Source organism: Desulfomicrobium macestii, from assembly GCF_014873765.1.
GTDB lineage: Bacteria > Desulfobacterota > Desulfovibrionia > Desulfovibrionales > Desulfomicrobiaceae > Desulfomicrobium > Desulfomicrobium macestii.
In genome coordinates this window covers 33,108-58,205 of sequence record NZ_JADBGG010000006.1, presented here as the reverse complement: position 1 = coordinate 58,205, position 25,098 = coordinate 33,108, and the positions used below count along the sequence as shown (strand labels likewise).

Sequence of the window (25,098 nt, the reverse complement as noted above, 5' to 3'; positions counted from 1 at the left end):
TCGCACGGGAGTCGGCGGCTGCCCCGGATTTTGACAATGCACAGCTCCTTTCACCGCGTTCTTTCGCTTGCGACCGTTCTCGCCTTTCTCGCCCTCTGGTCGTGGGCTGCACTCATGATCGGCAACAAGGTCATTCTGCCCACGGTGGGAGAAGTCGCCGAGCTGCTTTTTCATCCGAACGAAGACCTGCTCAGCATGGGCTCCCTGATCACCAACATCGTGGTCAGCCTGTTCCGGGTGCTGCTCGGCTATATCGTGGCCGTTCTGGTCGCGATTCCGCTCGGCATCGCCATGGGATACTACGTCTCGGTGCACACCATGTTTGGAGATTTTCTGAATCTTTTTCGTCCCATTCCGCCTCTGGCCTGGGTGCCCCTGGTCATGGCCTGGTTCGGAATCGCGAGCTTCGCCGACCTCTTCGGGGTGGATCGGGGGCCGTGGTTTGTTTATCTCAACAATTTCAAGTATTCGATGATATTCATCATCTTCATCGGAGCCTTCTACCCGGTGCTTACCAGCAGCATCCACGGCGTGCGCAACGTCAATCGCGTCTTCATCGATACCGCCCGCGTGCTCGGTGCCGGCGAGTTCGATATTTTCCGCAAGATTCTGCTCCCGGCGGCTCTGCCGTCCATGGTCAACGGCATGCGTATCGGTCTTGGCGTGGCGTGGATGTGTCTGGTTTCGGCCGAGATGCTCCCGGGGAGCATCTCGGGAGTCGGGTATCTGATCACCCATGCCTACACCATGGCATCGACGGATATCGTCGTCGCCGGGATGTTCAGCATAGGCCTGACCGGGGCGCTCATGGACTGGCTGTTCCGTCGGATCGAACGCCGGTGCTTTTCGTGGCAGCGGCTCGCGAGGTAATTGATGAACCATATCGTGCAGATCAGCGAAGTGAGCAAATCCTTCGTCACTGAACGCGGGCAGGCTGTTTCCGCGCTGGACAAGGCCAGCCTCGGGATTGGCCGTGGCGAGTTCGTGTGCATCGTCGGGCCTTCGGGATGCGGCAAATCCACATTGCTGCGGATCATTTCCGGGTTGGAGCGGGCCGACGGCGGACAGACCACCTACAACGATCGTCCCCTTGATCGCCCGCACCGGGACGTGGGCATGGTTTTTCAGGAATATTCGGTTTTGCCCTGGCGCACCGTGCGCGACAATGTCTGCCTGGGACTTGAATTTTTACAGGAAAAAAAGGCGGCGCGGATCGAGCTTGCCATGCATTATCTCGGTCTGGTGGGCATGACCCGATTTGCCGAGGCCTTTCCGTACGAACTGTCCGGGGGCATGCGGCAGAGGGTGGCCATTGCGCGGGCCCTGGCCACGGACCCGCAGGTCCTGCTCATGGACGAGCCCTTTGGCGCCCTTGATGCCCATACGCGCATCCTCATGCAGAAAGAGCTGCTCCGCATCTGGCGGGAGACGAGAAAGACCGTGATTCTGGTCACTCACAGCGTGGATGAGGCCGTGTATCTGGCCGACCGCATCGTGGTCATGACTTCCCGGCCGGGCAGGATTCGCGAAGTGATCGATGTCGGGCTTGGGCATCCACGGGACCGGAGCAATCCCGAATACGCCCGACTGACGGCACGAATACTTGACATGCTGGAAGAGGAAGTGGCCGCGGCGGGAGAATTCTGAAGCGCAAGACAGTCGGGGTCGTTATCCGGCCCCGACTGATCATGCATTCGTGGTTTGTGTTTCTTTTCTCAGCTTGCCTCAAGGCTTTCGCCCCACAGCGCAGCGCCCAGGGCTCCCGTCATGTCCGGTTCCTCCGGGATGAACAGGGTTTCGCCGATGACGGCGCCCGTCTGCTCGGAGAGCAACTGGCGCATGCACGGGTTGTGGGCCACGCCGCCGACAAAGATCAGCGGCAGGACGAGGCCCACGCGGCTGAGCATGTTCGCCGTGCGCCGGGCGATGGAGAGGTGCAGGCCGAGCGCGATGTTCTCGGGGCGCACGCCCTGGGCCATGAGAGATGTGGCCTCGGTCTCGGCGAAGACCGTGCACATGGAGTTGATGATGGGCGGTTTGTCGCCGCCAAGGGCGTATGCCCCGAAATCCCGGACCGGGATCTGGAAGATCTGGGCCGTGTATTCCAGGAATTTCCCCGTGCCCGCCGCGCAACGATCGTTCATTTCGAACTTGCCGACCCGGCCGCTGGGCAAAAGGGACAGGGCCTTGGTGTCCTGTCCGCCGATGTCGAGCACGGTCCGGCCCGCCGGGAAAAGATGGTGCGCGCCAAGACCGTGGGCCTTTATTTCGGTGATGGTCTCCACGGGGAAGCCAAGATCCAGGTCCTGCACCAGTTTGCGTCCGTACCCCGTGGCCACCGCCAGCCCGGCATCCAGGCCATCAAGGAGCGCCAGTAGCTGCGCCACCGGGTTGAAGGTGGTGGGAGCCTGCCGCTTTTCCACCACCTTGCCCTGATCCATGGCCACCACTTCAATGGAGCGGGAGCCGATGTCGATGCCCAGAACCGTCATTTGACGGTTTCCAGAAAGGCTTCGACGCGGGTCTTGAGCTGCTCGATGTCTTCCATGGAGTAGTCCGTCTCCAGAGACATGCTCGGGACGCCGCCGGCCGTGAGCCGCTTTTCCACCTTGATGCCTTCGTGGGCGTAAGGCTGGCAGAACATGAGGGCGTACTGGATGACGCCGTCGACCTTGAGGTCCTTGGCCATGGTCTCGACGTTGTCCAGGCGTTCGGCGTTGGGCGTGAAGCAGGCGCAGTCGATCTTCATGTAACGCTCACACAGCGCGTCGATCATTTCTTCGAGGGTCTGGCCGGACTCGTCCGTCAGATCGCGGGTGTTGCGGGTGCCGATGCACGATTCCTCCCCGACGATGACGGCCCCGGAACTCTCGATGACGTAGGGCAGCTTCCAGTTGGGCACGGCCATGGGACAGCCCGAGAGCATGACCCGGGGAGCGTCTTTGGGTGCCACGCCTTCGCCGGCCGTGATCCGTTCTTCAAGCTGGTCGCACAGGGTGTTGATGGATGCGGTGAAGCGGATCGGATCATCGTAGAAGCTGACCTGGTTGATGAGCAGCACATCCCGGCCGGAGATGGGCGCGGGCACGGCGGCGCGCAGCCTGTTCAGACGCTGCAGGGCGCGGCGGCGGGCGTTGACTGTTTTGATGGCCTCGGCGAGTTTTTCGGCGGTGACTTTTCTGCCGGTCAGTTCCTCGAGTCTGGCCATGTAGCGCAGGACTTCGGCCTTCCACAGGGCGCGGGCCGACTCCGTCTTGGTCTGGGGCACTTCCATGACGTACATGGGCGCGTGTTCGGAGAAGGCCTCATAGGCCTTTTTCTTGCCGTCACAGGTGGTTTCCCCGACGATCAGGTCGCACGATTCGGTGTAGGGGCACAGCCGGGCCAGCTTGAACCCGATGAAGGATTTGATCAGCGCGCAGGTGTTGCGCGGCACCAGGGTTTCAGCCGCTTCCTTGCCCGCGTCGGCTCCGGCGCAAAGGCCGACCTGCACGGCATCCACGGCCAGGGCCAGCTCCTCGGGGACGAAGACGCAGAATGTGCCGATGATCTTGCGTCCCTGGGCCTTGGCGTCCTGCAATTCCTTGATGCGCAGGCCGTGCACTTCCGAAAGCACGAAGTCGAGATACTCCATTCCCTGGAGACGACCCTTCTGGCTCATGTAGATGTCGCCGTAAAATTTTCCGAGCACGCCCAGAAGTCCGTCATGGGCCGCTATATCCAGATTCAGATTTTCCCACATTTCCCGATAAGCTTCCTGCGTCATCATTACCTCCGGAGAATAATTTTTCCTTATGTGCTGGAAAGGCGAGGTGGATGCAAATCGGGATAGTGGATGGATTCTTTGGTTATTGATCGAAAATATTGATGTGAGATGTTTTTTTGCGGTACTATATTTGACCGGAACGCAGAATTGTTTGCAGCCAGTCGCCCTTGATAACCTCTTTTGGATTTCGCTGGTCCGGTATCCATCTTTCTGATTCAAGATGTATTGGAGGATTTTCAAAATCAATTTGTTTGTTTTGATAATGAGAATGTATAGCTCTAATAGTTGTTTTCATATAAATCCGTTGAGACAGTTGTGTCAGTCCTTGCAGACAAGACCGTCGTCTTGAGGACGCGTTGCTTTCAACAGACGGTACAAAAAGGAGACATGTCGATGGAAGAATCAAAAGTAGGCATGCCGTTGCTGGGCGATCCGTTTCCTGAATTGAGGGTTCAAACAACGCATGGCCCAATGAAGTTGCCGGAGGACCTGAAAGGCAAATGGTTTGTGTTTTTCAGTCATCCCGCCGATTTCACGCCTGTTTGCACGACCGAGTTTGTTGCCTTTCAGAAGAGATTCGAAGAATTTGAAGCTCTTGACTGCAAGCTTGTCGGGATGTCGGTCGATCAGGTCTTTTCCCACATCAAATGGGTCCAGTGGATTAAATCCGAATTGAACGTGGAGATAAAATTTCCAATTGTAGCGGCCAATGACGCCGTGGCCATGAAACTCGGCATGCTGCACCCCGGCAAGGGTAGCAATACTGTACGTGCCGTATTTATTGTTGACCCGGAAGGAAAGGTGCGTTTGATTATGTACTATCCGCAAGAAATAGGGCGGAACATGGATGAGATTGTCCGCGTCGTGAAGGCTTTGCAAATATCAGACAAGCAGGGCGCGATAGCAGCAGGATGGCCACATAATGAACTTATTGGCGATCGCGTTATCATACCTCCTGCAACAAATGAAAAAGACGCAGCTAAACGACTCAAGGAAAATGAATGCTATGACTGGTGGTTTTGCCACAAGCCATTGGAAAAATAGTTGCAATTTTTCCGATAAAAACTTTGCATGCAAAAAGAATGACGCTTGTCGAATGATTGATAGGCGTCATTTTTTTGTGGAATCAGTACATGGCTTCGAGTTCCGTCAGAATCGCAGCGCTTTCCCCCTTGAGTTCCCGGGGCAGGAGATGGCGGTGAGTCCGGCCTTCGCGCAGCACGATGATGTCGTCGGCAAGTCGCAGCGCGAAATCCAGGCTGTGCGAGACCACTACCAGCGTGTATCGACCCTTCAAGGTTTCAAGCAATTCCTCGATGCCCTTGGCGGCCTTGTGGTCCAGGGATGAAGTCGGCTCGTCCAGAAGCAGGACGCTGGGTTTCATGGCCAGGGTGCGGGCCAGGCACAGCCGTTGCTGCTGTCCGCCGGAGAGGGTGCGGGCATCGGCGTCCAGACGGTCGCGCACTTCGTCCCAGAGCTGCGCCTCCTTGAGCGCTTGCCTGGCCGCGTCCATGGCGTCCGCGCGCTTGACTCCGTGTACGGTGGCCAGCGGCATGACGATATTGTTCCCGATGCTCATGGGCAGGACGTTGGGGTGCTGGAAGACCATGCCGACCAGCCGACGCAGTTCGGGCAAGGGAATGTCGCCCGAGTAGGGGCGCACGACTCCGTGGTCGCGGTGGAGCTGCACCTCTCCGGTGGTGGTGCAGCCGGGGAAACAGTCGTTCAGGCGGTTGAAGACCCGCAAGAGGGTCGTCTTGCCCGCCCCGGAGCGGCCCATGACAAAGGTGGCCCGGTTTTTCATGATCTCAAGATTAAGGGCGGACAGGATCCGCTTGCCATTCAGGGCCACGCCTACGTCGCGCAAGGTGAAGAGGGGCGTCATTTTTTCCATTCATTCTCCATGCCCGCCCGCAGCATTCGCGCGCCTCCATAAAGGAGCACGGTCAGGACAAGCAAGGTCAGGGCCGCGCCGAAACCTTTGTGCAGATCATCCGCGCTCTGGTATTGGGCGGCAAGGTAGTAGATGGTGAAGGGCAGGGCCTCGAATTTGTCCAGCAGTCCGCGCGGCAGTCCGCCTTGAGCCACGACACCGGTCAGGAGGATGACGGCGGTGTCCTCGGCGGCGCGGCCCATGGACAGCACGATTCCGCCCAGGATTCCCCGGTTCGCGGCCGGAAGCAGGATGCGCCGCAGGCTCTGCAGGCTGGTCATGCCGAGGCTCGGGCCCAGCAGACGAAGCTCCTCCGGCAGCGTCTCCAGCGCTTGAGCCGTGGCATTGATCATGTACGGCAGGATGAGCAGGGCCAGGCAGAACGCGGAGAGCAGAAGGCTTGTGTTGGCCTCGGGGGCTATGGTGTGGCGCAGAAAGATGATCAGCGAGAAGCCGAACAGACCCATCACGATGGATGGCACTCCGGCCAGGGTGTTGGCCGAGAATCTGAGCGCGCGGGCGAGCCTGCCGTGCAGATATTGAGACAGGGCAATACCTGCGCCGATACCGGCGGGGATGGCCATGAGCGAGGCCAGGGCGACCAGCGCCACCGTCCCTGCGCAGGCGGCGAAGATGCCGTCCCAGACAGGTGCGCGCCCCAGGATTGCGGCCATGATCGGCGCGTCGCCGAAGAAAAGCCGCGTATTGAAGACAGGCAGGCTTTGCCGAAGCAAAAAGACGACCAGACCGCCGATGGCAATGAGCATCAGGGCCGAGGCCGTTCCCGACCAGACGTGAATCAGCGTCCGGCAAAGCCGGTGCCCGGCCAGGAAGGACAGGAGGTCCAGCCACTTCCCGCCCAGCGGTTTGGTGGACGCGTCATGTCTGCGAATCATGAACTGCACCGCAAGGCTCATGCCGAAGAGCAGCAGGCCGCAGGCAAAAAGGGAATGAAACGCTGGCGAGCTGTTGTCCGTGGCCACGACCAGGGCGATGTGCGCGGTCAGGGTGCGGATGGAGTCGAAAAAGGAGGTCGGCAACTGCGGTGCGTTTCCGGCCAGCATGAGGGGGATGAGGGTGTCGCTCAAGGCCCTGCAATAACCCATGATGGCCGCGGTGCGCAGGCCCGTGGCCGAGCCCGGCAGGACGACCAGGAGCAGGGCCTGGAGCGGAGAAAAGCCAAGGCTCGCACTGGTCAGGCGGGTCCGCTTTTCCGTCTCGCGCATGGTTTGGTAAAGAAAGAGGACGATGGTCGGCAGGACAAGCAGGGCCAGGGTCAGGCATGCCGCCAGCAGGGATGGTCCGCTCCTGCCCGTCAGGGCGCCGCTCAGGATGGGCACGAGCAGAAAGACCGCGACAAAACCGTACACCACGGTGGGGATGGCGGTCATGAAGGTGATCACCGCTATGACCGCCCGGCGCAGGGGGCGTGGGCCTGGTCCGCAGGCAAAGACGCAGATGCCAAGGCCGAGCGGGTAGGCCACGGCAAAGGCTGACACGCTCAATGCCAGGGAACCGGCGATCATGGGCAGGATGCCATAGTGCCCCTGGTACGGGCGCCAGGTCAGGGACAGGATTTGCCCCCACTGTCCTTCCAGAAAGAGGGGCAGGGCCAGTACCAGCAGGAAGACGAAGATGGCTGCAAGAGTCCCAAGAGAGATGAATCCGGCCCCGCAGGAAAGAATCCTGACCACCCGGTCGAAAAAAAGCTGCCGGCAAAACCGCGAGGAATTTTGCCGGCAGGTTCGTATTTGCTGCATGCCTCTACTGGAGCGGGATGTAGCCGGCCTTGGCGATGATGTCCGTGCACTCGGGGCTGGTCACATAGTCGATGAACAGTTTGACCAATCCCTGGGGCTGGCCCTTGGTGTTCATGTAGAGTTTGCGGGCCACCTTGTAGGTGCCGGATTTGGCGTTGTCCTGCGAAGGTTCGATTCCGTCCAGCGTGGGCGCCTTGACCGAGGCATCCACGAAGCCGATGCTCATGTAGCCGATTGCGCCGGCATCCTGCGACACGGCCACCTTCATGGCGCCGTTGGAGGCCACTATGTTGGCGCTGTCGGCGATGGCTCCTTTCTTGAGCATCTTGCCCCAGAAGACTTCTCGCGTGCCGCTGGCCTCGTCGCGGGAATAGAGATTGATGAGTGCATCAGCTCCGCCGACTTCTTTCCAATTGGTGATCTTGCCTGAAAAAATGTCCTGCACCTGAGCCGCGCTCAAGTCCGCTACTGCGTTGGCGGGATTGACGACCACGGTCACTCCGTCCACGGCAAACGCGAAGGAAACAAGGCCGTACTTGGCGATTTCGTCTTCGGACAGGGCGCGGCCGGTGTTGCCGATATCGACCAGTCCTTCGCCGGCCTTCTGGACTCCCACACCGGTCCCGCCTCCTTCGATATTTATGCGGATGCCGGGGTTGGCCGTCATGATCCTTTTGGCTGCCTCGGTCATGACCGGAATGTGAGCCGTGCCCCCGGCAATGTCGATCTTGCCGGACTGGCCGGCGAAGTTGTCGAGCAAACCGGCGTGGGCAAAGCCGCTGGTCAGGAAAACACCTACGATCAATGAGATGACAAAATGCGTCCAAGCTTTCATTTCAGGCCTCCAAGAATAATATGTTGGCAATTGCACTATGCCAGCAAAGGTGGGAAAACAAATTGATAGCATCTATGAGTGGGCATCATTTTCATTGAAAAAACGGATGGTTGAAACGTGGTATTCTGCGCCTGTGGCCGAATTTTGGTATGGGATGCCACGATTCCTGAGCCGAATTTCCAGAAAGTCGGAATGGTCGATCAAACCGGCCAGGCCCTGCTCATCGGATCATTCGGGGCCACGGCGGTGCTGGTTTACGGGGCTATCCGCAGCCCCCTTGCACAACCGAGAAATGTGCTCGGGGGGCATGTTCTTTCCGCAATAATTGGTGTATGCGCGCAGCAGGTCCTCGGTGAAGCTCCATGGTTGGCGGCCGCGGTGGCCGTGGCCACGGCCATTGCGGCCATGCACCTGACCAAGACCCTGCATCCTCCGGGCGGGGCCACGGCGCTGATCGCGGTCATCGGCGGAGATTCGGTGCACAGCCTGGGCTACATGTACGCCCTGGTTCCGGCGGGGCTGGGGGCGGTGGTTCTGCTTCTGGTCGCCCTGGTGGTCAACAACATTCCCAGGGGCAGGCGCTATCCGGAATTCTGGTTCTGACTCGTAAGGGTTTTGCCGTAACGACCGGAACTCGCTTCGCCAAATTTGCAACACACAAGATATGACAAGGAATCTCTGATGCGAACGAAAAAAATCACTGATGGTGTATACTGGATGGGCGCTGTCGATTGGGACAGACGCCTTTTCGACTCCCTGGTTCCGCTTCCCGACGGGACGACCTACAACGCCTACCTTGTGGAAGGCAGCGAAAAGACCGCGCTCATCGATGCCGTGGATCCGGACATGGTCGACACGCTGCTCGGGCATCTGGAAGGTGTGGAAAAGCTCGATTACGTCGTTTGCCAGCATGCCGAGCAGGATCATTCCGGGACCATCGCCCTGGTGCTGGACCTCTACCCCGAGGCCAAGGTCGTCACCAACGCCAAGGCCAAGTCAATGCTCATGGACCTCCTGCTCATCCCCGAGGAAAAGTTCATCGTCGTCGGGGATGGTGAAACCCTCTCTCTTGGCGACAAGACGCTGACCTTCATTCTCACGCCCTGGGTGCACTGGCCGGAAACCATGTCCACCTATCTGTCCGAGGACAAGATCCTGTTCAGTTGCGACTTTTTCGGCTCACATATCGCCACGAGCGATCTCTTCGTGCGCGACCAGGGCCGGGTGCATGAAGCCGCCAAACGCTATTTCGGCGAGATCATGATGCCTTTTCGGAGCATCATCGCCAAGAACCTGGAAAAACTGAGCCCCCACGACATCCGCATGATCGCCCCCAGCCACGGCCAGATCTACGACAGCCCGGGCTGGATCGTGGACGCCTACAGAGACTGGGTTTCGGGCGCTCCGCACAATCTGGTGACATTCCCCTTCGTCTCCATGCACGGCAGCACGCGGCTCATGGTCGACCATCTGACCGCGGCCCTGTCCGAACGCGAGGTGCGGGTGGAGCTTTTCAACCTCGCCGTGACCGACATCGGCAAGCTGGCCATGTCCCTGGTGGATGCGGGAACCATCGTGCTCGGTACTCCCACGGTACTGGCCGGACCGCATCCCATGGCCGCCAATGCCGCGTTTCTGGCCAACGCCCTGCGGCCCAAGGCCAAATATCTGTCCATAATCGGCTCATATGGGTGGGGCGGCAAGACCGTGGAAACCCTGGCCGGAATGATACCCAATCTGAAGGTCGAGGTACTTGAGCCCGTGTTGTGCAAGGGTTTGCCCAAGGATGACACCTTTGACGCCCTGGAGCGCCTGGCGGACGCCATTGCCGCCAGACACCGGGAGAGCGGCTTTCAGGGGTAGTTTTGAGTCATTGAAAATTGGTAGAGGTGCGTGCGCTTGCACGCGGCAAGGAACAGACAGTTGAAGGAGGTCGGTATGTTTTGCTTTCAGTGTCAGGAAACGGCCAAAAATACAGGCTGCACGGTCAAGGGCATGTGCGGCAAGCCGGAAGAGACCGCCAATCTGCAGGATCTGCTTATTTTCGTGCTGCGGGGAATCGCCGTGTACGGCGAAAGGCTCAAGGAACTGGGGCAGCCGGATCGTTCCAATGACGATTTCGTGTTGCAGGCTCTTTTTGCCACCATCACCAACGCCAACTGGGACGATGCCCGCTTCGTGGCACTGATCCAGGAGGGCCTGGCCCGGCGCGACAAACTGAGAAATTCCTTTCTGGCCGCATTCAAGGCCAAACACGGCAAGGATTTCGCCGATCCGCTGCCCGAGGCCGCGACCTGGAGCGCGGATTCGTCCGCCTTCGCTGAAAAAGCCAAGACCGTGGGCATTCTGGCCACGGAGAACGAGGACGTGCGCTCCCTGCGCGAGCTTCTGATCATCGGCCTCAAGGGCGTGGCCGCCTATGCGGATCATGCGGCGGTGCTGGGTTTTCGCAAGCCCGAGATCGACGACTTCATGCTTGAGGCCCTGGCCTCCACGACCAAGGACCTGTCTGTAGATGAAATGGTCGCCCTGGTCATGAAGGCCGGGAACATGTCCGTGACCACCATGGCCCTCCTGGACGAGGCCAACACCACGACCTATGGCAACCCGGAGATCACCACGGTCAACATCGGCGTGGGCACGAACCCCGGCATCCTCATCAGCGGCCATGATCTGAAGGACATGGAAGAACTGCTCAAGCAGACCGAAGGCACGGGCGTGGATGTTTACACCCACGGCGAGATGCTCCCGGCCAACTACTATCCCGCCTTCAAGAAATACTCCCATTTCGTGGGCAACTACGGCGGTTCCTGGTGGGAGCAGAACCGGGAATTCGAATCCTTCAACGGTTCCATCCTGCTGACCACCAACTGTCTGGTGCCGCTCAAAAAAGAGAACACCTATCTGGATCGTCTCTACACCACGGGCGTGGTCGGTTACGAAGGGGCTACGCACATTCCCGACCGTCCGGAAGGCGGGGCCAAGGATTTCTCGGAGATGATCGCGCGGGCCAAAAAATGTCCGCCGCCCACGGAGATCGAGACCGGGAGCATCGTCGGCGGCTTCGCGCACCATCAGGTACTGGCCCTGGCCGACAAGGTGGTGGAAGCGGTCAAGTCCGGAGCCATCAAGCGTTTCGTGGTCATGGCCGGCTGCGACGGACGGCAGAAGTCGCGCGGCTATTACACCGAGGTGGCCGAGAACCTGCCCAAGGATACCATCATCCTGACGGCGGGTTGCGCCAAGTATCGCTACAACAAGCTGGATCTGGGCGACATCGGCGGAATCCCGCGCGTGCTCGATGCCGGGCAGTGCAACGATTCCTATTCCCTGGCCGTCATCGCCCTGAAGCTCAAAGAGGTCTTCGGCCTCGACGACATCAACGACCTGCCCGTGTCCTACGACATCGCCTGGTATGAGCAGAAGGCCGTGGCCGTGCTGCTGGCCCTGTTGGCGCTGGGCGTGAAGGGCATCCGCCTCGGGCCCACGCTGCCGGGCTTTTTGTCCCCGAATGTGGCCAAGGTGCTGGTCGAGAACTTCAACATCAAGCCCATCGGCATCGTGCAGGACGACATCGCGGCCATGATGGCCGGAAAGTAGACCGCACGTTCGAGCGGCACGAGATGGCAAAGCCCCCGACGGAAATTTCCGGCGGGGGCTTTTTTGGCATTCAGATCGTTGGAACCGTATCTACCGTTCAGAACGGCAGGGCATTGTGCTAGGCGTCAAGCACTTCATGGTCGTGCACGCGCGCCAGTTCCTCCTGGGAGAAGACCTTGCCGATATCGAGGATCATGATGAATTCCTCGTTCTGCTTGCCCATGCCCCGGATGAAGTCCGCCCTGATGGACGTGCCCATGCGCGGCGGCGGGTTGATCTGGTCGCTTGTCATTTCAAAGACCTCGCGCACGGAATCGACGATCGCTCCCATGTAGCAGTTCTCGCCCTCGACCTCGACATCCACGATGATGATGCAGGTATTCACCGTGTCCTGGGTCTTTGGCATGTCGAATTTGATGCGCAGATCGACCACGGGCACGGCGTGGCCGCGCAGGTTGATGACTCCTCGCATGAAGGGCGGCGTCTTGGGGATGCGGGTCACGGGCACAAGTTCGATGACCTCGCGCACGGAGCCGGTCTCCAGGGCAAAGATCTCTTCGCCCAGGGCGAAGGTCAGATATTGCAGGGTGGTGTTGTCATTCATGAGTCAGTTCGGCCTTTGGTTAGAAACGTTCGAATTCATCATCTTCTTCGTCGCGCCCCATATCAAGGGCCAAGCCGCTGGTCGAGCCCTTGGCCGCCAGGGTCTTTGGAGCCCTTCTGGGCGGCTGGGCCATGCCCCTATGGGCGGCCTGCCGGGTGACGCGGGCCGCCGTGGCGCCCAGATGGAAGAAGGAGATGGAGGACTGCAACTGTTCGGCCTGGCTGGACAGTTCCTCGGATGTGGAGGCCATTTCCTCGGAGGCCGAGGCGTTTTGCTGGATGACCTGGTCAAGCTGCTGCAGGGCCTTGTTGATCTGCTCGGCGCCGGCGTTCTGTTCGCTTGATGCGGCGGAGATTTCCTGCACCAGTTCGGCGGTGCGCTGGATGTCCGGGACGAGCTTGGTCAGCATCTGCCCGGCCTGGTCGGCCACACTCACGGTGGAGGAGGACAGCTCGCTGATCTCGGCCGCGGCCGTGCCGCTGCGTTCGGCAAGCTTGCGCACTTCCGCCGCGACCACCGCGAAGCCCTTGCCGTGCTCGCCGGCGCGGGCGGCCTCGATGGCGGCATTGAGGGCCAGCAGGTTGGTCTGGCGGGCGATCTCCTCGACGATGGAGATCTTCTCGGCGATGTTCTTCATGGCGCCCACGGCCTGAATCACGGCCTTGCCGCCGGCCTCGGCGTCCTGCGCGGCCTTCAGCGCGATCTTTTCGGTCTGGGTGGCGTTGTCGGCGTTTTGGCGGATATTGGAGCCCATCTCTTCCATGCTCGACGAAACTTCTTCAACGGAGGCGGCCTGCTCGGTGGCGCCCTGGGAGAGCTGCTCGGCGGAGGCGCTCAGTTCCTCGGAGCCCGAGGCCACGTTGTCGGAAGCCGACTGCACTTCGGTCACGATCTCGCGCAGCTTGGCGACCATGTCGCGCAGCGCCTGGGCCAGGATGCCCAGCTCATCCTTCTGGTCCACGTCCACCTTGGCGGTGAGGTCGCCCTGGGCGATCTTGCGGGCAAATTCAACGCCTTTATACACCGGCCCGGTAATGGACCTGGTCAGAAGAAGTCCCAGGGCCAGGGCTATGGTGACTCCCAAGACCATGCCGCCGATGGAAATGGTGGTGTCCCGCGAGGCGGCGGCGCGTGCAGTTTCGAGATTCCGGTTGCTCTGCTCGACCGCCAGGTTCACGACCTCGATCAGGAGCTTGTCGAGCTTGTCCTGCCCTGCCTTGGATTCGACCATGAGCAGTTGCCCCATTTCCTGGAAGATTTTCTGTGACGCTTCCGCCTGGCCCCGGATGGTCCTGAAATGGGCAAAAACTTCTTCCGCGATGGGCAAGAGCTTCCGGTACAGGTCCTGGGCCTCGGCTTCACGCCCGGCCGCGAGGGCTTCCTTGATGTCGTGGATGGTCTGATGGAAGGCTTGGTGCGGTGTACGTACGACCTCCATGGTCTTGTCGAAATCGGAGTTGTCGGTGGAGAACGACGCTGACCATTTTCCGAAATTGCAAGCCTGATGGTCGGTGCCCCCCTCGAAAGTTTGCCCGGTGGCCAGGAGTCTGCCGATTTCGGTCATGAGCTTGTAGTGGTCCCCGCGATATTGTTGCAGCTTCTGCATCAGGTCATCGGGGTTCATGATGTCTCGGGCAATGAGTTGCTGGTTCAGTTCAAGCACGCGGTTGTTGGTTCCGGTCAGACCGGCGAGGGTCTCCTGGCATTGCTTCCAGATGGCCTGGGCTTCGGCGGTCTGGGGCAGGGTGGTGTATATGTCCAGGGACTGCTTGTATTCCGCCCTGATAGTGGCGATGTTTGTGGAGATGTCCTTGCGTTCCTGAGGGGTCAGGTTGGAACTGAGCAACGTGCGAAGCCCCGTGGTCAGGTCGGAGATGCTGCCTTTCATGCGCAGCAGATGTTCTACTGTAGGCAGGGAGACGGAGCCAATGGAATCCATGCCCCGGGTCAGGTTGTTCATGCCATTGATGGCGAGCAGCCCTATGGCCAGGGCAATAAGAGCGGTGAGGCAAAAGCCTCCGATAAGCTTGAGGCCGAGTTTGACGTTCTTCATGGAATCTCCGCAAGGATGAAGTGGGTATATTTTATCCTTGTGCCCTTTCTCACATGAAAGCAGAAAATGCAATGCGTCTTACAGAATGTTTAATTGCTATATAAAAATTGTATAAGTATCATTTTTTTGATTAAACTATAATATTATATTTGTAATACATTTATTTTTATGATGTTTTTTTAAAAAAAACTTCTTATAATCAATTTAGTAATATTAAAAATTTGATTATCTAATCGCATTTAATACTTTATTTTAATTTTTTTATTCATTTTACTTATAAATATATATCTATAATTTTAATTATATGACAAGAATTTTTAATATTTAATTTTTATGAATAATTAAATCATTCATACTGTTTCTGCTTAATCGTGTGTTCTTTTTTGAAGCAACTGCAAAAACTCGTCACCCCTTTGAAAATGCGGGCGCCAGATTTGATCCTGGAAATTATCCGGCAATCACGACTGGAACAATGCGGGATAAATCTGCTATGGGGTGTGTCATGGCAGGAGCCGTCCCGGTAGCGCGTTTGGCCGCGATTGTGGCTCGGAGCGGGGAGTTTTATTTCGGTGTCAGGAATTTATGGAGATCGGCGGGTCATGAAGCGAATATTTCCATCTCTTATAGCGGCGGTTTTTGTCCTCTTGCTGGCTCATCCCGGTTCCGCATGGGCGCTCAGGTCCTTCATGCTCTCGCCGGACACCGATTTGTACGGCTCTGTGCGCCAGGTGAAGGTGGAGGGAGAGGATACGCTCCTTGATATCGCGCGCGAGTTTGGCCTTGGGTATAATCAGATCGTGGCCGCGAATCCCGGCATCGACCCCTGGGTGCCACCCACGGGGGAGTTGGTCAAAATCCCCTTGGCCTTCATGCTCCCCCGGGAACGTCCGCAAGCGGGCATTGTGGTCAATCTTGCCGAGATGCGGCTGTATTTCTTTTTTTCAAACGGCGGCCACGACTTTTTTTTCACCGCACCCATCGGCATCGGACGGGAGGGGTATCTTACGGAGCTTGGCGTTTACAAGGTCAAAAGCAAAACGGCCAATCCAACCTGGGTAGTGCCCGCTTCGATCCGTGAAGAGGAACCGGACCTTCCGGCCGAGGTGCCGCCTGGACCGGACAATCCCCTGGGTGATTTCGTGTTCAGGCTGTCCCGTAACCTGTACGCCATTCACGGCACGAACAAACCCTGGGGCATCGGCCGCAGGGTCAGTCACGGATGCATCCGCATGTACCCGGAGGACGTGGGCGCGCTCTATCCGGTGGTTCCCGTGGGCGCCACGGTGCAGGTCATCTACGAGCCGGTCAAATACGGATGGGGGAACGGGCTTTTCTGGGTGCAGGCTTTCGAGGATTTTGAAAACAGGGCAGAGTACCCTCTCATGAAAATCATGGAGGAACTTCTCTATCACGAAGCAACCGTGGGCTCCCTCGACATTGACCGTCAGGCCCTTGAAAGGGTCCTGGAGGAAAAGACCGGGGTGCCCATGGTTGTTGCGCGTCCCAGGGAGCAATAACCGTGATCGGTTATTTCTTCAGGGACTTGTCGAAGATGCGTTCGGCCTTTTCGGCCGCTGCCTCGGCGCGTGCGGCAGCCATCTCGGCCTTGGTCGCGGATTGCTCGGCGCTGGCCGCCGCGTTTTCAAGGCGCACGCCCATGGCTTCGAGCCTGTCGCCCACGGCCTCGGCCCTGGCGGCTGAAAGTCTGGCTTCCTCGGCGGACTGCTTCGCGCTTTCAAGGAGAGCACGATCCTCCTTGTTCAAGGTCGCGCATCCTGCAAGACCAAGGACAGCGGCGAGACAGACGGCCATGGACAGATCGCGATACATTTTTCTCGTGAACATCTTTTTTCCTCCTTATTTCGAGCCGGGGTAACGTGAAACCATTTTCACATATAATACAGCGCAAACATTTTCAAAGTCAAAGGGCACTGTTATTTTGGCTGATATGTGCGCTCACTATTTTTTTTACGGCTCAGGCATGGTCCGCGACGAGCGGATGCCTGGTCGTGGACAAGGCCAGGAGAGAATTGGTCGCATTCAGGGAAGCAAAGCCGGTGGCCACGTACCCTGTCAGCTTCGGGATCGACCCGGTCTCGGACAAGCGCAGGACCTTCGACTGCGCAACCCCCGAGGGGCTCTATTTCGTATCATATAAAAAGGCCGTGACCCGCTTTCATCGCACGCTCGGGATTTCCTACCCCAATCTCGCCGACGCGGAAAAGGCCCTGGCCGTTGGCGTCATCTCTATCCCGGAATTCAAGAAGATACGCGCCGCTGCCCGAAAATCCAGGCCCGGCCCCTGTAACACGGGACTTGGCTGCGGCATCGCCATACATGGCGGCGGAGTGTTCCGGCAATTCGGCGACAATCGGGAGCGCGACTGGACCGAAGGATGCGTGGCGCTGGACAATCCGGACATGGAAAAGCTTTTCAAATCATGCCGGGTAGGGGACGCGGTGATCATCTTCAACAGCGCAAGCAACCTTTACGCTCTGGCCAGGCCCTTCGCCCGAATGGTCACGCTCGATGCCGAGGGGCTGCCGTTTTGTCCTCAGGAGGGCTGCGTCTACGTGCTGGATCTTGTGACCGCCCTTGGGCGCACGCTCATAAGCATCACGGAAGGGGGCAGGCTTGGCTGGTCCGTTCGGGTCCGCGTGACTTCGGGCGACGGTTCCGGGAGGGAACTTCTGGCCCTGTCCGACACCAACGCGGACGGGCAGATCTCCTTTCTGGACAGCGTGACGGGACCACTTGCAGAGGGGCGTTCCTCTGAAGCCGTCTACGAGATGGTCAGGCAGGCGGTGGTCGATGTTTTTGCTGGCGGGACGTATCGTGGCCTTTGATGTCTGCATGGGGAGCGTTTCAGGAAATTTGTGACGAAAATTGCGTGACTGTTCGAACGGGATTGGCATTTTGGGTGAAAATATGTAATTGATCGCCTTAATATGGAAATTTTGGCGTCACGTGGGATGCGGATACGGAAGCGTGGTCTTCATGCGGTTTTGCGGCTGGAACTATTGAGTGGCAGATGAAAAAACGAGGAAATGGTGTCGACATGAGCAGGAATAAATTGATCTTCCGGTGCAGCGGATTTTTTTACCCTGGCGCTGCCTTGCTGTTTCTTTTTTCATTTTTTCTTTTGTCCGCATGTGACAGTCCGCCGGAGCGGCAGGCTGCGGCCGAGGAACCCCGGCCCGTGAAGATGCTGACTGTCGGGGAGTCCTCCGAGGTCATGCAGCGTAAATTTCCGGGCATGGTGCGGGCGTCCAAAAGGGCGGAGCTGGCCTTCCAGGTGTCCGGGACGCTTACGCAGCTCCCGGTGGGGGAAGGGCAGGAGGTCAAGGAAGGGCAGATTCTGGCCCAGCTGGATCAGCGCGATTTCGAGAACAGCCTGCGCAACGCCCAGGGCCAGCTCGGCAATGTGCGCGCGGCCCTTGAGAGCGCCACGAGCGAATACGAGCGCATCCTGCGCATCCGCAAGCAGGACCCCGGCGCGACCAGCGAGAGCATGGTAGTCAAGAGGCGGGAGGCCAAGGACCGGGCCTCGGCCGAGATGGAGTCCGCCCAGGCCGCAGTGGATGCGGCCCGGGACAAGCTCGGCGACACGACCCTGCGCGCGCCTTTTTCGGGCATCGTTTCCAGGCGGCACGTGGAAAATTTTCAGGAGGTGCAGGCCAAGGAGCCCATCGTCAGCCTGGACGACATCTCGGCGCTGGAAATTCTGGTCGATCTGCCGGAGAGCGTGGTCGCCCGCATAAACGAGCCTTCCGAAAGAACCGGCAAGGAGGCCCCGGTCATGGCCGAGTTCGCCGCGCTGCCGGGCAAGGAGTATGCGCTTGCCGTCAAGGAATTCTCCACCCGGGCCGACCCTAAAACCCAGACCTTCCAAGTCGTCTTCGAGATGAAGAAACCAGACGACGTCTCCATCCTGCCCGGCATGACCGCCATGATCGTCGGTTCGTCCCGGGAGGGCGTCAACGGTGACGGACGGTTCGTCGTCCCCGCCGTGGCCGTTTTCTCCGACGAACGGGGCGTGGCTCACGTCTGGGTGGTCGAGCCGGACACGATGGCGGTGCAGCGCCGCAAGGTCGTCACGGGTGGGGTGGCCGGGGAGGCGGGCATCCGCATAGCCGAAGGGCTAAGGGCCGGAGACGTCGTGGCTGTCAGCGGGGCCAGTCGGCTGCGGGACGGGATGCGGGTCAAGCCGTTTGATGGAACCTTCTGAAACCGGCCGGGAGAACGATGATGAATATCGCGGAGTGGAGCATACGCAAGAGCGTCATCAGCTGGGTGATGACCGTTCTTTTTCTCGTGGTCGGATGGTATTCCTTCAACAACCTGAGCAGGCTTGAGGATCCCGAGTTCACCATCAAGGAGGCGGTCATCATCACTCCGTATCCGGGGGCCTCGGCGGAGCAGGTGGAAGAAGAGGTCAGCAACGTGATCGAGAAGGCCTGCCAGGAGATGGGCCAACTGGAGCGGGTCGATTCGCGGTCCTCGCGGGACTTGTCCATCGTGCAGGTCACGATGAAGGACAATTTCGACAAGGCCACCCTGCCTCAGGTCTGGGACGAGCTGCGACGCAAGGTTTCCGACGCGCAGCGCAGTCTCCCGCCCGGAGCCGGACCGTCCATCGTCAATGACGATTTCGGCGATGTTTACGGCGTCTTCCTGGCCATCACCGGAGAGGGCTACACGCCGCGCGAAGTTTACGAGTACGCCAAGTTTCTGCAACGCGAGCTTCTGAAGGCCAAGGACGTGAAGCGGATCAACCTCTACGGCGTGCAGAAGGAAGCCATCTACATCGAGATGCGTCGCGAAAAGATGTCCCAGTTCGGAGTATCTCCGTCAGACATCAGCAATGCCCTGAAGGCCAAGAACATTCCGGCCAGCGGGGGGCATCTGCCGCTCGGGGTCGAGTATATACCCATCAGCCCCACGGGCGAATTCAAGTCCGAGCAGGACATCGGCGGGCTGCTCATCAAGGGCATGGGGTCGGACAGCACTGTCTATCTGCGCGACGTGGCCGACATCAAACGCGACTACATCGCTCCGCCGGATACGATCCTGCGCTACGACGGCAAGCCCGCCATCGGGCTGGCCGTCTCCACCGTCCTTGGCGGCAACGTGGTCGACATGGGCGAATCCCTGGACCAGCGTTTTCACGAGCTTGAATCCATGCGTCCCGTGGGCATGGAGCTGCACGTCATCTCCCACCAGAGCCGGGCCGTGACTGGAGCCATCAACGGCTTTCTGATCAACCTGCTGGAGGCCGTGGCCATCGTCGTCGTGGTGCTGCTCATATTCATGGGGCTGCGCAGCGGGCTGATCATCGGGGCGGTCCTTGTGATTACCATCATGGCGACCTTCATCGTCATGGATCTTGGCGACATCACCCTGGAGAGAATTTCGCTCGGCGCCCTGGTCATTGCGCTGGGCATGCTGGTCGACAACGCCATCGTGGTCACGGACGGCATGAAGGAGAAGATGAATCGTGGCGTGGATGCTCTGACCGCTGCCCGCGACGTGGTGGGGCAGGTCGGGGTGCCTCTGCTGGGCGCGACCTTCGTGGCCGTGGCCGCCTTTGCCGCCATAGGCACTTCCCAGGACAGCACGGGCGAATATTGTCGCTCCCTCTTTTATGTCATTCTCATTTCCCTGCTCATGAGCTGGGTCACGGCCGTGAACACCACCCCGCTCTTTTGCAAGGCGTTTCTGAAGGTACGGCCGCAAAACGCGGACGGATCAAGCAGTGCGGCCGACTCCTACGGCGGGAAATTCTACGGTGCATATCGCGCTTTTCTGGCCTGGTGCATCCGTCGGCGCTGGGTCACGGTGGCGGTTGTCGTCGTCATGTTCATCGCGGCCATGGTCGGCTTTGGCACCCTCAAGAACAGCTTCTTCCCTGACTCGACCAGGGCCCAGTTCTATGTGGACTTCTGGTTCGCCGAAGGCACGGACATCCGCGAAACCCAGCGGCAACTGGAGCGGGCCGAAGCGGATATCGCCCGGCGCGAAGGCGTGACCCACATGACGACCATGATCGGAGGAGGGCAGGTCCGGTTCCTGCTGACCTACCCGACGGAGAAGAGCTACGACGCCTTCGGCCAGATCCTTGTGGACGTCGACGATTACAGGCGCATCCCGGATCTGACCCAAAAGATCCAGCGGGATCTGGACCGTATGTTTCCGCAAGCCCTGGTCAGCGTGCGGCTCTTTGTGCTCGGGCCTTCCGTGGGCGGCAAGATCCAGCTGCGTCTCTATGGTCCGGATTCGACGGTGCTGAGAGAGCTGGCCGCCAAGGCGGAGAAGGTGTTGCTGGATGACCCTCATGCCAAGTCCGTGCGCAACGAGTGGCGGCAGAAGGTCAAGGTCATGCGGCCCCAGATGGCCGAAGTTCCGGCGCTCAAGGCGGGTATCGAGAGACCTCAGATCGCCATGGCTTTCGAGTCTGTTTTCGAGGGGACCCGGGTGGGCGTGTTCAAGGAGCGCGACGAGCTGCTCCCGATCATCACGCGCGCTCCGGAAGATGAACGCAGTGACCTGGACAGCATGGAGAGCATTCCCATCTGGAGTCCGGCCGCGCAGTCGATGATTCCCATCGGCCAGGTGCTGACCGGCATGAAGATGGAGTTCGAGGACGCCTATCTGTGGCGCCGGGACCGCTTCAAGATGCTGCGCATTCATGCCGATCCAAGCTCGGGCCTGCCGAGTGAGCTGATGAAGCGCGTGAAGCCCGCGATCGAACAGGCCCTGAACGTGGACGTGGCGCAGGTGCTCGGAAAAAGCTTCGCGCCCGGCGAGGACCCCTTTCAGGAAGGGTACGACGCCTCGACCCTCAAGGTCGGTTACTCCGACAAATGGCCCATAAGGGACATGCCCGGCTACTCCATGGCCTGGGGCGGAGAGTCCGAAGACTCGGCCAAGGCCAATTCGCGCCTCGCGGGCACCATCCCGGTGTTTTTCGGACTCATGATCCTCATCGTCATAGTGCTCTTCAATTCCATCAAGAAGACCCTGGTCATCTGGTTCACGGTGCCTCTGTCCGTCATCGGTGTGACCGCGGGCCTGCTTCTTTTCGACCAGCCCTTCGGGTTCATGTCCCTCCTGGGGCTCATGAGCCTCTCGGGCATGCTGATCAAGAACGCCATTGTTTTGATCGATCAGATCGATGTGGAGACCGGGAGCGGCAAACCGCCCTTCAGGGCCGTCATCGATTCCGGAGTCAGTCGTCTCATTCCCGTGTCCATGGCCGCCTTGACCACGATCCTGGGCATGCTCCCCCTGGTGCAGGACGCCTTTTTCGTGTCCATGGCAGTGACCATCATGTTCGGTCTCGGTTTCGCCACGGTCCTGACGCTGATCGTCGTGCCCGTGCTGTATGCGATCTTTTTCAACGTGAAGAGCGAGGAGTAGAGCCATGAAGGATGCCACACGCCGGGCGACGGATGCCGCCAATGTCTTGCGGATCACGGTCCTGGGCCTTGCCCTTGTCCTTCTGGGCGGTTGCGCCGTTGGTCCGAATTATGTCCGGCCGGAGGTCCCGGTGATGAAGGAATGGAGCGGGAAAGGCGACACCAGGCTCAAGGATGGCCCGGCCGAGCTTGCGGTCTGGTGGAAGCGACTGAATGATCCGGTGCTGGACCGGCTGGTGGAGATGGCCCGCGAACGGAACCCGTCCCTGCAGGTCGCCGGGCTGCGCATCCTTGAGGCCCGCGCCAGGCTCGGCATCGCCACCGGCAACAGGTTTCCGCAGCTGCAGCAGCTCAAGGGCAACCTTGCCGACAACGGTCTGAGTAAGCACAACGCCAATACCTCGCCCGCGCTGGACACGTATTACGCCACGGCCTCCGTCGCCCTCGACGCGGCCTGGGAACTCGATTTTTGGGGAAAATTCAGGCGTGCGGTGGAATCGGGCGTGTGGGATCTGGACGCGGCCACGGCGGGTTACGACGATCTGTTGGTCACGCTCACGGCCGAGGTGGCGCGGGTCTACGTGACGTTGCGCACCCTGGAGGAACGCCTGGACATCGCGCGTGAAAACGTGGCGGTTCAGGAGCGCTCCCTGCAGATTGCCCGGGCGCTTTACGAGGGCGGGGACGTGACCGAACTCGACGTGGCCCAGGCCCGGGCGCTGCTGGCCAACACGCGCGCCTCCATGCCGCGGCTGGATGCTCAGCTGCGTCAGGCCAAAAACGGTCTGGCTGCGCTGCTCGGCATGCTGCCCGGCGAGGTGGACGACCTGCTCGGCGCGCCGGGACGCATCCCCGAGGTGCCCGCCGATTTGGCGGTGGGCGTTCCCGCCGAGCTCCTGCGGCGGCGTCCGGACATCCGCGCCGCCGAGGCCCGCATGGCCGCCCAGTGCGCGCTGATCGGGGTGGCCCGGGCGGATCTCTACCCACACGCTTGACCCTGTTCGGCAATATCGGCCTGTCGGCCAGCAACGCGGCGCTGACCATCGCCGGATATCCGGGCGGCAGCAATCTGGGCGATCTCATGAGCGGGGACAGCCTCCAGTATTCGGGAGGCATGGGCTTTGGATGGGACATCTTCAACTACGGGCGCATCAAGAACAATGTCCGCGTCCAGGACGCGCGTTTCCAGCAGCTGGTCGTGAGTTACAAGGATACGGTGCTCCAGGCCGCCAGGGAGACCGAGGCTGCCTTGTCCGCCTTCCTGCGCTCCAGGGAGGAGGTTGCCTTTCTCGCGCAGGGCGTGGACGCCGCGACACGTTCGGTGGAAATTTCCATGATCCAGTACCGCGAAGGTCTCGCCGACTTTCAGCGCGTCCTGGACACGCAGCGTTCCAAGGTCCAGGCCCAGGACCTGCTGACGAGTACGCAGGGCTCGGTGCTCATCAATCTGTCGGCTGTGTACAAGGCCCTTGGCGGGGGCTGGGAGGCTCGCGTCGGCAAGGATTTTCTGCCCGAAGAAATCAGGCGGGAGATGGGCGAGCGGACGGACTGGGGAGGGCTGCTCGAAGCGGGAGCGCCTGTGGCTGGAGACCGCGTCCGGGAATAGGAATCATGTTCGGGCCAAACGCGGCCAAGAGATGGCCGAAAAAGATGACGCAGGCGTGAGCCTGACTTGGGCCAGGCTTGAGGCATGGGGCCTCGACCGGGATGGATGGATCTATTCCCTGAAGACATCCTCGATGGTCGTGGCGTCGAGGATGCGCTCCGCCCAGAGGTCGAGCTGTTCGGCGCTGGCGCTCCGCAGGCGGTCCTGCATGCGAATGTCCAGGATGTCCTTTCCGAAGCGCTTGCCGAGCAGGCGTTGCAGCACGGCATGGCGGCCCAGGACTTCTCCCTCCATCTTGCCCTCCTTCCTGCCTTCAATCCGGCCTTCCTTACGCAGTCTATCCGCCAGGGTCATGACCTTTCCCTCCTTGTTCGAGTCCAGTTGAATGCTCGCGATATTGTGCATGACGTCCCTGTTGATGTCCATGGTCTGGAACATGGGCCGCAACCGGCGGGTCTATTCCCTGAAGACATCCTCGATAGTCGTGGCGTCGAGGATGCGCTCCGCCCAGAGGTCGAGCTGTTCGGCGCTGGCGCTCCGCAGGCGGTCCTGCATGCGGATGTCCAGGATGTCCTTGCCGAAGCGTTTGCCGAGCAGGCGTTGCAGCACGGCATGGCGGCCCATGACTTCTCCCTCCATCTTACCCTCCATCTTACCTTCCAGCTTGCCTTCCATTCTGCCTTCAATCCGGCCTTCCTTGCGCAGCCTATCCGCCAGGGTCATGACCTTTCCCTCCTTGTTCGCGTCCAGTTGTATGCTTGCGATATTGTGCATGACGTCCCTGTCGATGTCCATGGTCTGGAACAGGTAGGTCGCGATGACCTCGATCCAGCGCATGGAGGTTGCACTGTTGTCGAGTTTGGCCAGCAGCCCGAAGAGGTCCATGACGTGCCCGACCGTTCTTGGGTTGTTCTTGGCCCGAAAGCACGCAAGCATCAGGCGCAGGGTGATGGCTCCCTTGATTTTTTCATCGGATGCGGGCGAGAAATCGTAAAACGCGAGGTCGAAGCGCGGCACGTAAGCGTTGCATTTCATGTCCGGAAGTTCGATCAGATCGGCGAGTCTTGACGCTTTTTGAGTGTTCTTGCCGTGATAGACGACGATGGGGATGATGAGTGGCAGGGTCTTGGATTTTTTTTGCTGCTTGCGGTGCAGTTCCCAGATTTCGACCATGTAGCGCAGGATCTGTAGCGCAACGAAACGGTCGGGCCGGCTTTTGTGCTCAAACAGGAAATAGACGAACGCCGATGTGCCTCCCTTCAGGAGGACCGTGTAAAGCAGGTCCGAATAGTGCTCCCGCTGATTCGGGTCCACAAAGGTATCCTTGGCGATGGTCAGGGTGTCGAGGCGCAAATTGCCGGTCACTTCCGAAGGCAGGTACTGGACCAGAAAGTCGGCGGCCACATTGCTGTGGCTCATGGTGTATCGGAACAGATTGTCGTGGATGTTGTTGACCGGTTTCATGCCGGTCGCTGTACGCCAGACCTTTGCCGGGAACAACTCCTCTTGTTATTTTAGACGAA

At 59.6% G+C, this 25,098-nt stretch carries 22 protein-coding genes; 12 read left to right on the top strand and 10 right to left on the bottom strand.

Features of this window, described 5'->3' with window-relative positions; translation table 11 throughout:
* The first annotated feature begins 36 nt into the window (after positions 1-36).
* Together H4684_RS05565 and H4684_RS05560 are read left to right on the top strand one after the other, a co-directional pair.
* Positions 37-870 (top strand): ABC transporter permease, encoded by an 834-nt coding sequence (locus H4684_RS05565; RefSeq protein ID WP_092192767.1) that lies wholly within the window; start codon positions 37-39, stop codon positions 868-870.
* Between the two features lie 3 nt (positions 871-873).
* On the top strand, positions 874-1,647 hold the full coding sequence (locus H4684_RS05560) for an ABC transporter ATP-binding protein (protein WP_192623103.1): 774 nt from the start codon (positions 874-876) through the stop codon (positions 1,645-1,647).
* A gap of 68 nt (positions 1,648-1,715) precedes the next feature.
* On the opposite strand, the gene H4684_RS05555 is transcribed toward H4684_RS05560, so the two are convergent.
* Together H4684_RS05555 and H4684_RS05550 are read right to left on the bottom strand one after the other, a co-directional pair.
* A complete protein-coding gene (locus H4684_RS05555; RefSeq protein WP_192623102.1) occupies positions 1,716-2,492 on the bottom strand; it encodes an acyl-CoA dehydratase activase in 777 nt (258 codons plus the stop codon).
* Complete coding sequence (locus H4684_RS05550; protein WP_192623101.1) at positions 2,489-3,766, bottom strand: double-cubane-cluster-containing anaerobic reductase; 1,278 nt, start codon at positions 3,764-3,766, stop codon at positions 2,489-2,491. The genes H4684_RS05555 and H4684_RS05550 overlap by 4 nt, the downstream gene beginning before the upstream one ends.
* Before the next feature lie 393 nt (positions 3,767-4,159).
* Here H4684_RS05550 and H4684_RS05545 point away from each other — a divergent pair, with 393 nt between their 5' ends.
* Positions 4,160-4,810: a peroxiredoxin gene (locus tag H4684_RS05545; protein WP_192623100.1), complete on the top strand. Its 651-nt coding sequence runs from the start codon at positions 4,160-4,162 to the stop codon at positions 4,808-4,810.
* Positions 4,811-4,892: 82 nt separating this feature from the next.
* Here the strand turns inward: H4684_RS05545 and H4684_RS05540 are convergent, their stop codons facing one another.
* The 3 genes from H4684_RS05540 to H4684_RS05525 are packed head-to-tail and all read right to left on the bottom strand — an operon-like array spanning position 4,893 to position 8,294.
* On the bottom strand, positions 4,893-5,660 hold the full coding sequence (locus H4684_RS05540; protein ID WP_225940268.1) for a phosphate ABC transporter ATP-binding protein: 768 nt from the start codon (positions 5,658-5,660) through the stop codon (positions 4,893-4,895).
* Positions 5,648-7,459, bottom strand: coding sequence for a phosphate ABC transporter permease (locus H4684_RS20570; RefSeq protein ID WP_225940267.1), 1,812 nt, complete (start codon positions 7,457-7,459; stop codon positions 5,648-5,650). The genes H4684_RS05540 and H4684_RS20570 overlap by 13 nt, the downstream gene beginning before the upstream one ends.
* 4 nt (positions 7,460-7,463) lie before the next feature.
* Positions 7,464-8,294, bottom strand: a complete 831-nt coding sequence (locus tag H4684_RS05525; RefSeq protein ID WP_192623099.1) for a phosphate ABC transporter substrate-binding protein — start codon at positions 8,292-8,294, stop codon at positions 7,464-7,466.
* Positions 8,295-8,438: 144 nt separating this feature from the next.
* Here H4684_RS05525 and H4684_RS05520 point away from each other — a divergent pair, with 144 nt between their 5' ends.
* From H4684_RS05520 to hcp, 3 genes are all read left to right on the top strand, one after another.
* Positions 8,439-8,897, top strand: coding sequence for an HPP family protein (locus H4684_RS05520; RefSeq protein ID WP_407644764.1), 459 nt, complete (start codon positions 8,439-8,441; stop codon positions 8,895-8,897).
* 78 nt (positions 8,898-8,975) lie between these two features.
* Entirely contained in the window at positions 8,976-10,157 is a 1,182-nt protein-coding gene (locus H4684_RS05515) for an FprA family A-type flavoprotein (protein WP_192623098.1), read from the top strand.
* Positions 10,158-10,232: 75 nt separating this feature from the next.
* Entirely contained in the window at positions 10,233-11,894 is a 1,662-nt protein-coding gene (gene hcp / locus H4684_RS05510) for a hydroxylamine reductase (RefSeq protein WP_092192753.1), read from the top strand.
* 118 nt (positions 11,895-12,012) lie between these two features.
* Here the strand turns inward: hcp and H4684_RS05505 are convergent, their stop codons facing one another.
* Together H4684_RS05505 and H4684_RS05500 are read right to left on the bottom strand one after the other, a co-directional pair.
* On the bottom strand, positions 12,013-12,498 hold the full coding sequence (locus H4684_RS05505) for a chemotaxis protein CheW (protein WP_092192751.1): 486 nt from the start codon (positions 12,496-12,498) through the stop codon (positions 12,013-12,015).
* 19 nt (positions 12,499-12,517) lie between these two features.
* Positions 12,518-14,551, bottom strand: coding sequence for a methyl-accepting chemotaxis protein (locus H4684_RS05500; protein WP_192623097.1), 2,034 nt, complete (start codon positions 14,549-14,551; stop codon positions 12,518-12,520).
* A 599-nt stretch (positions 14,552-15,150) separates the two neighbouring features.
* On the opposite strand from H4684_RS05500, the gene H4684_RS05495 reads away from it, so the two are divergent.
* Positions 15,151-16,068 (top strand): L,D-transpeptidase family protein, encoded by a 918-nt coding sequence (locus H4684_RS05495; RefSeq protein ID WP_225940266.1) that lies wholly within the window; start codon positions 15,151-15,153, stop codon positions 16,066-16,068.
* Between the two features lie 10 nt (positions 16,069-16,078).
* Here H4684_RS05495 and H4684_RS05490 read toward each other — a convergent pair whose 3' ends face one another.
* Positions 16,079-16,396 (bottom strand): hypothetical protein, encoded by a 318-nt coding sequence (locus H4684_RS05490; RefSeq protein ID WP_092192747.1) that lies wholly within the window; start codon positions 16,394-16,396, stop codon positions 16,079-16,081.
* 32 nt (positions 16,397-16,428) lie between these two features.
* Between H4684_RS05490 and H4684_RS05485 the strand changes: the two genes are divergently transcribed.
* The 5 genes from H4684_RS05485 (at position 16,429) to H4684_RS20560 (ending at position 23,575) form a co-directional block, all read left to right on the top strand.
* Complete coding sequence (locus H4684_RS05485; RefSeq protein WP_318779615.1) at positions 16,429-17,397, top strand: L,D-transpeptidase family protein; 969 nt, start codon at positions 16,429-16,431, stop codon at positions 17,395-17,397.
* Positions 17,398-17,756: 359 nt separating this feature from the next.
* On the top strand, positions 17,757-18,779 hold the full coding sequence (locus H4684_RS05480; protein ID WP_225940277.1) for an efflux RND transporter periplasmic adaptor subunit: 1,023 nt from the start codon (positions 17,757-17,759) through the stop codon (positions 18,777-18,779).
* Positions 18,780-18,796: 17 nt separating this feature from the next.
* The gene (locus tag H4684_RS05475) at positions 18,797-21,970 is read left to right on the top strand and encodes an efflux RND transporter permease subunit (protein WP_318779614.1); all 3,174 of its coding nucleotides are present in this window, start codon (positions 18,797-18,799) and stop codon (positions 21,968-21,970) included.
* A gap of 4 nt (positions 21,971-21,974) precedes the next feature.
* Positions 21,975-22,964: an efflux transporter outer membrane subunit gene (locus H4684_RS20565; protein ID WP_225940265.1), complete on the top strand. Its 990-nt coding sequence runs from the start codon at positions 21,975-21,977 to the stop codon at positions 22,962-22,964.
* A complete protein-coding gene (locus H4684_RS20560) occupies positions 22,961-23,575 on the top strand; it encodes a TolC family protein (protein WP_225940264.1) in 615 nt (204 codons plus the stop codon). The genes H4684_RS20565 and H4684_RS20560 overlap by 4 nt, the downstream gene beginning before the upstream one ends.
* Before the next feature lie 111 nt (positions 23,576-23,686).
* On the opposite strand, the gene H4684_RS05465 is transcribed toward H4684_RS20560, so the two are convergent.
* The gene (locus H4684_RS05465) at positions 23,687-24,013 is read right to left on the bottom strand and encodes a DUF4351 domain-containing protein (protein WP_192623095.1); all 327 of its coding nucleotides are present in this window, start codon (positions 24,011-24,013) and stop codon (positions 23,687-23,689) included.
* An 18-nt stretch (positions 24,014-24,031) separates the two neighbouring features.
* Positions 24,032-25,039, bottom strand: a complete 1,008-nt coding sequence (locus H4684_RS05460) for an Rpn family recombination-promoting nuclease/putative transposase (protein WP_192623094.1) — start codon at positions 25,037-25,039, stop codon at positions 24,032-24,034.
* Positions 25,040-25,098: the final 59 nt, after the last annotated feature.

Excerpts from the sequence above, each read along its gene's own strand:
- H4684_RS05565 (WP_092192767.1), top strand. The coding sequence starts at position 37 with ATGCACAGCTCCTTTCACCGCGTTCTTTCGCTTGCGACCGTTCTCGCC.
- H4684_RS05560 (WP_192623103.1), top strand. The coding sequence starts at position 874 with ATGAACCATATCGTGCAGATCAGCGAAGTGAGCAAATCCTTCGTCACT.
- H4684_RS05555 (WP_192623102.1), bottom strand. The coding sequence starts at position 2,492 with ATGACGGTTCTGGGCATCGACATCGGCTCCCGCTCCATTGAAGTGGTG.
- H4684_RS05550 (WP_192623101.1), bottom strand. The coding sequence starts at position 3,766 with ATGACGCAGGAAGCTTATCGGGAAATGTGGGAAAATCTGAATCTGGAT.
- H4684_RS05545 (WP_192623100.1), top strand. The coding sequence starts at position 4,160 with ATGGAAGAATCAAAAGTAGGCATGCCGTTGCTGGGCGATCCGTTTCCT.
- H4684_RS05540 (WP_225940268.1), bottom strand. The coding sequence starts at position 5,660 with ATGGAAAAAATGACGCCCCTCTTCACCTTGCGCGACGTAGGCGTGGCC.
- H4684_RS20570 (WP_225940267.1), bottom strand. The coding sequence starts at position 7,459 with ATGCAGCAAATACGAACCTGCCGGCAAAATTCCTCGCGGTTTTGCCGG.
- H4684_RS05525 (WP_192623099.1), bottom strand. The coding sequence starts at position 8,294 with ATGAAAGCTTGGACGCATTTTGTCATCTCATTGATCGTAGGTGTTTTC.
- H4684_RS05515 (WP_192623098.1), top strand. The coding sequence starts at position 8,976 with ATGCGAACGAAAAAAATCACTGATGGTGTATACTGGATGGGCGCTGTC.
- hcp (WP_092192753.1), top strand. The coding sequence starts at position 10,233 with ATGTTTTGCTTTCAGTGTCAGGAAACGGCCAAAAATACAGGCTGCACG.
- H4684_RS05505 (WP_092192751.1), bottom strand. The coding sequence starts at position 12,498 with ATGAATGACAACACCACCCTGCAATATCTGACCTTCGCCCTGGGCGAA.
- H4684_RS05500 (WP_192623097.1), bottom strand. The coding sequence starts at position 14,551 with ATGAAGAACGTCAAACTCGGCCTCAAGCTTATCGGAGGCTTTTGCCTC.
- H4684_RS05495 (WP_225940266.1), top strand. The coding sequence starts at position 15,151 with ATGAAGCGAATATTTCCATCTCTTATAGCGGCGGTTTTTGTCCTCTTG.
- H4684_RS05490 (WP_092192747.1), bottom strand. The coding sequence starts at position 16,396 with ATGTTCACGAGAAAAATGTATCGCGATCTGTCCATGGCCGTCTGTCTC.
- H4684_RS05480 (WP_225940277.1), top strand. The coding sequence starts at position 17,757 with ATGCTGACTGTCGGGGAGTCCTCCGAGGTCATGCAGCGTAAATTTCCG.
- H4684_RS05475 (WP_318779614.1), top strand. The coding sequence starts at position 18,797 with ATGATGAATATCGCGGAGTGGAGCATACGCAAGAGCGTCATCAGCTGG.
- H4684_RS20565 (WP_225940265.1), top strand. The coding sequence starts at position 21,975 with ATGAAGGATGCCACACGCCGGGCGACGGATGCCGCCAATGTCTTGCGG.
- H4684_RS05465 (WP_192623095.1), bottom strand. The coding sequence starts at position 24,013 with ATGTTCCAGACCATGGACATCAACAGGGACGTCATGCACAATATCGCG.
- H4684_RS05460 (WP_192623094.1), bottom strand. The coding sequence starts at position 25,039 with ATGAAACCGGTCAACAACATCCACGACAATCTGTTCCGATACACCATG.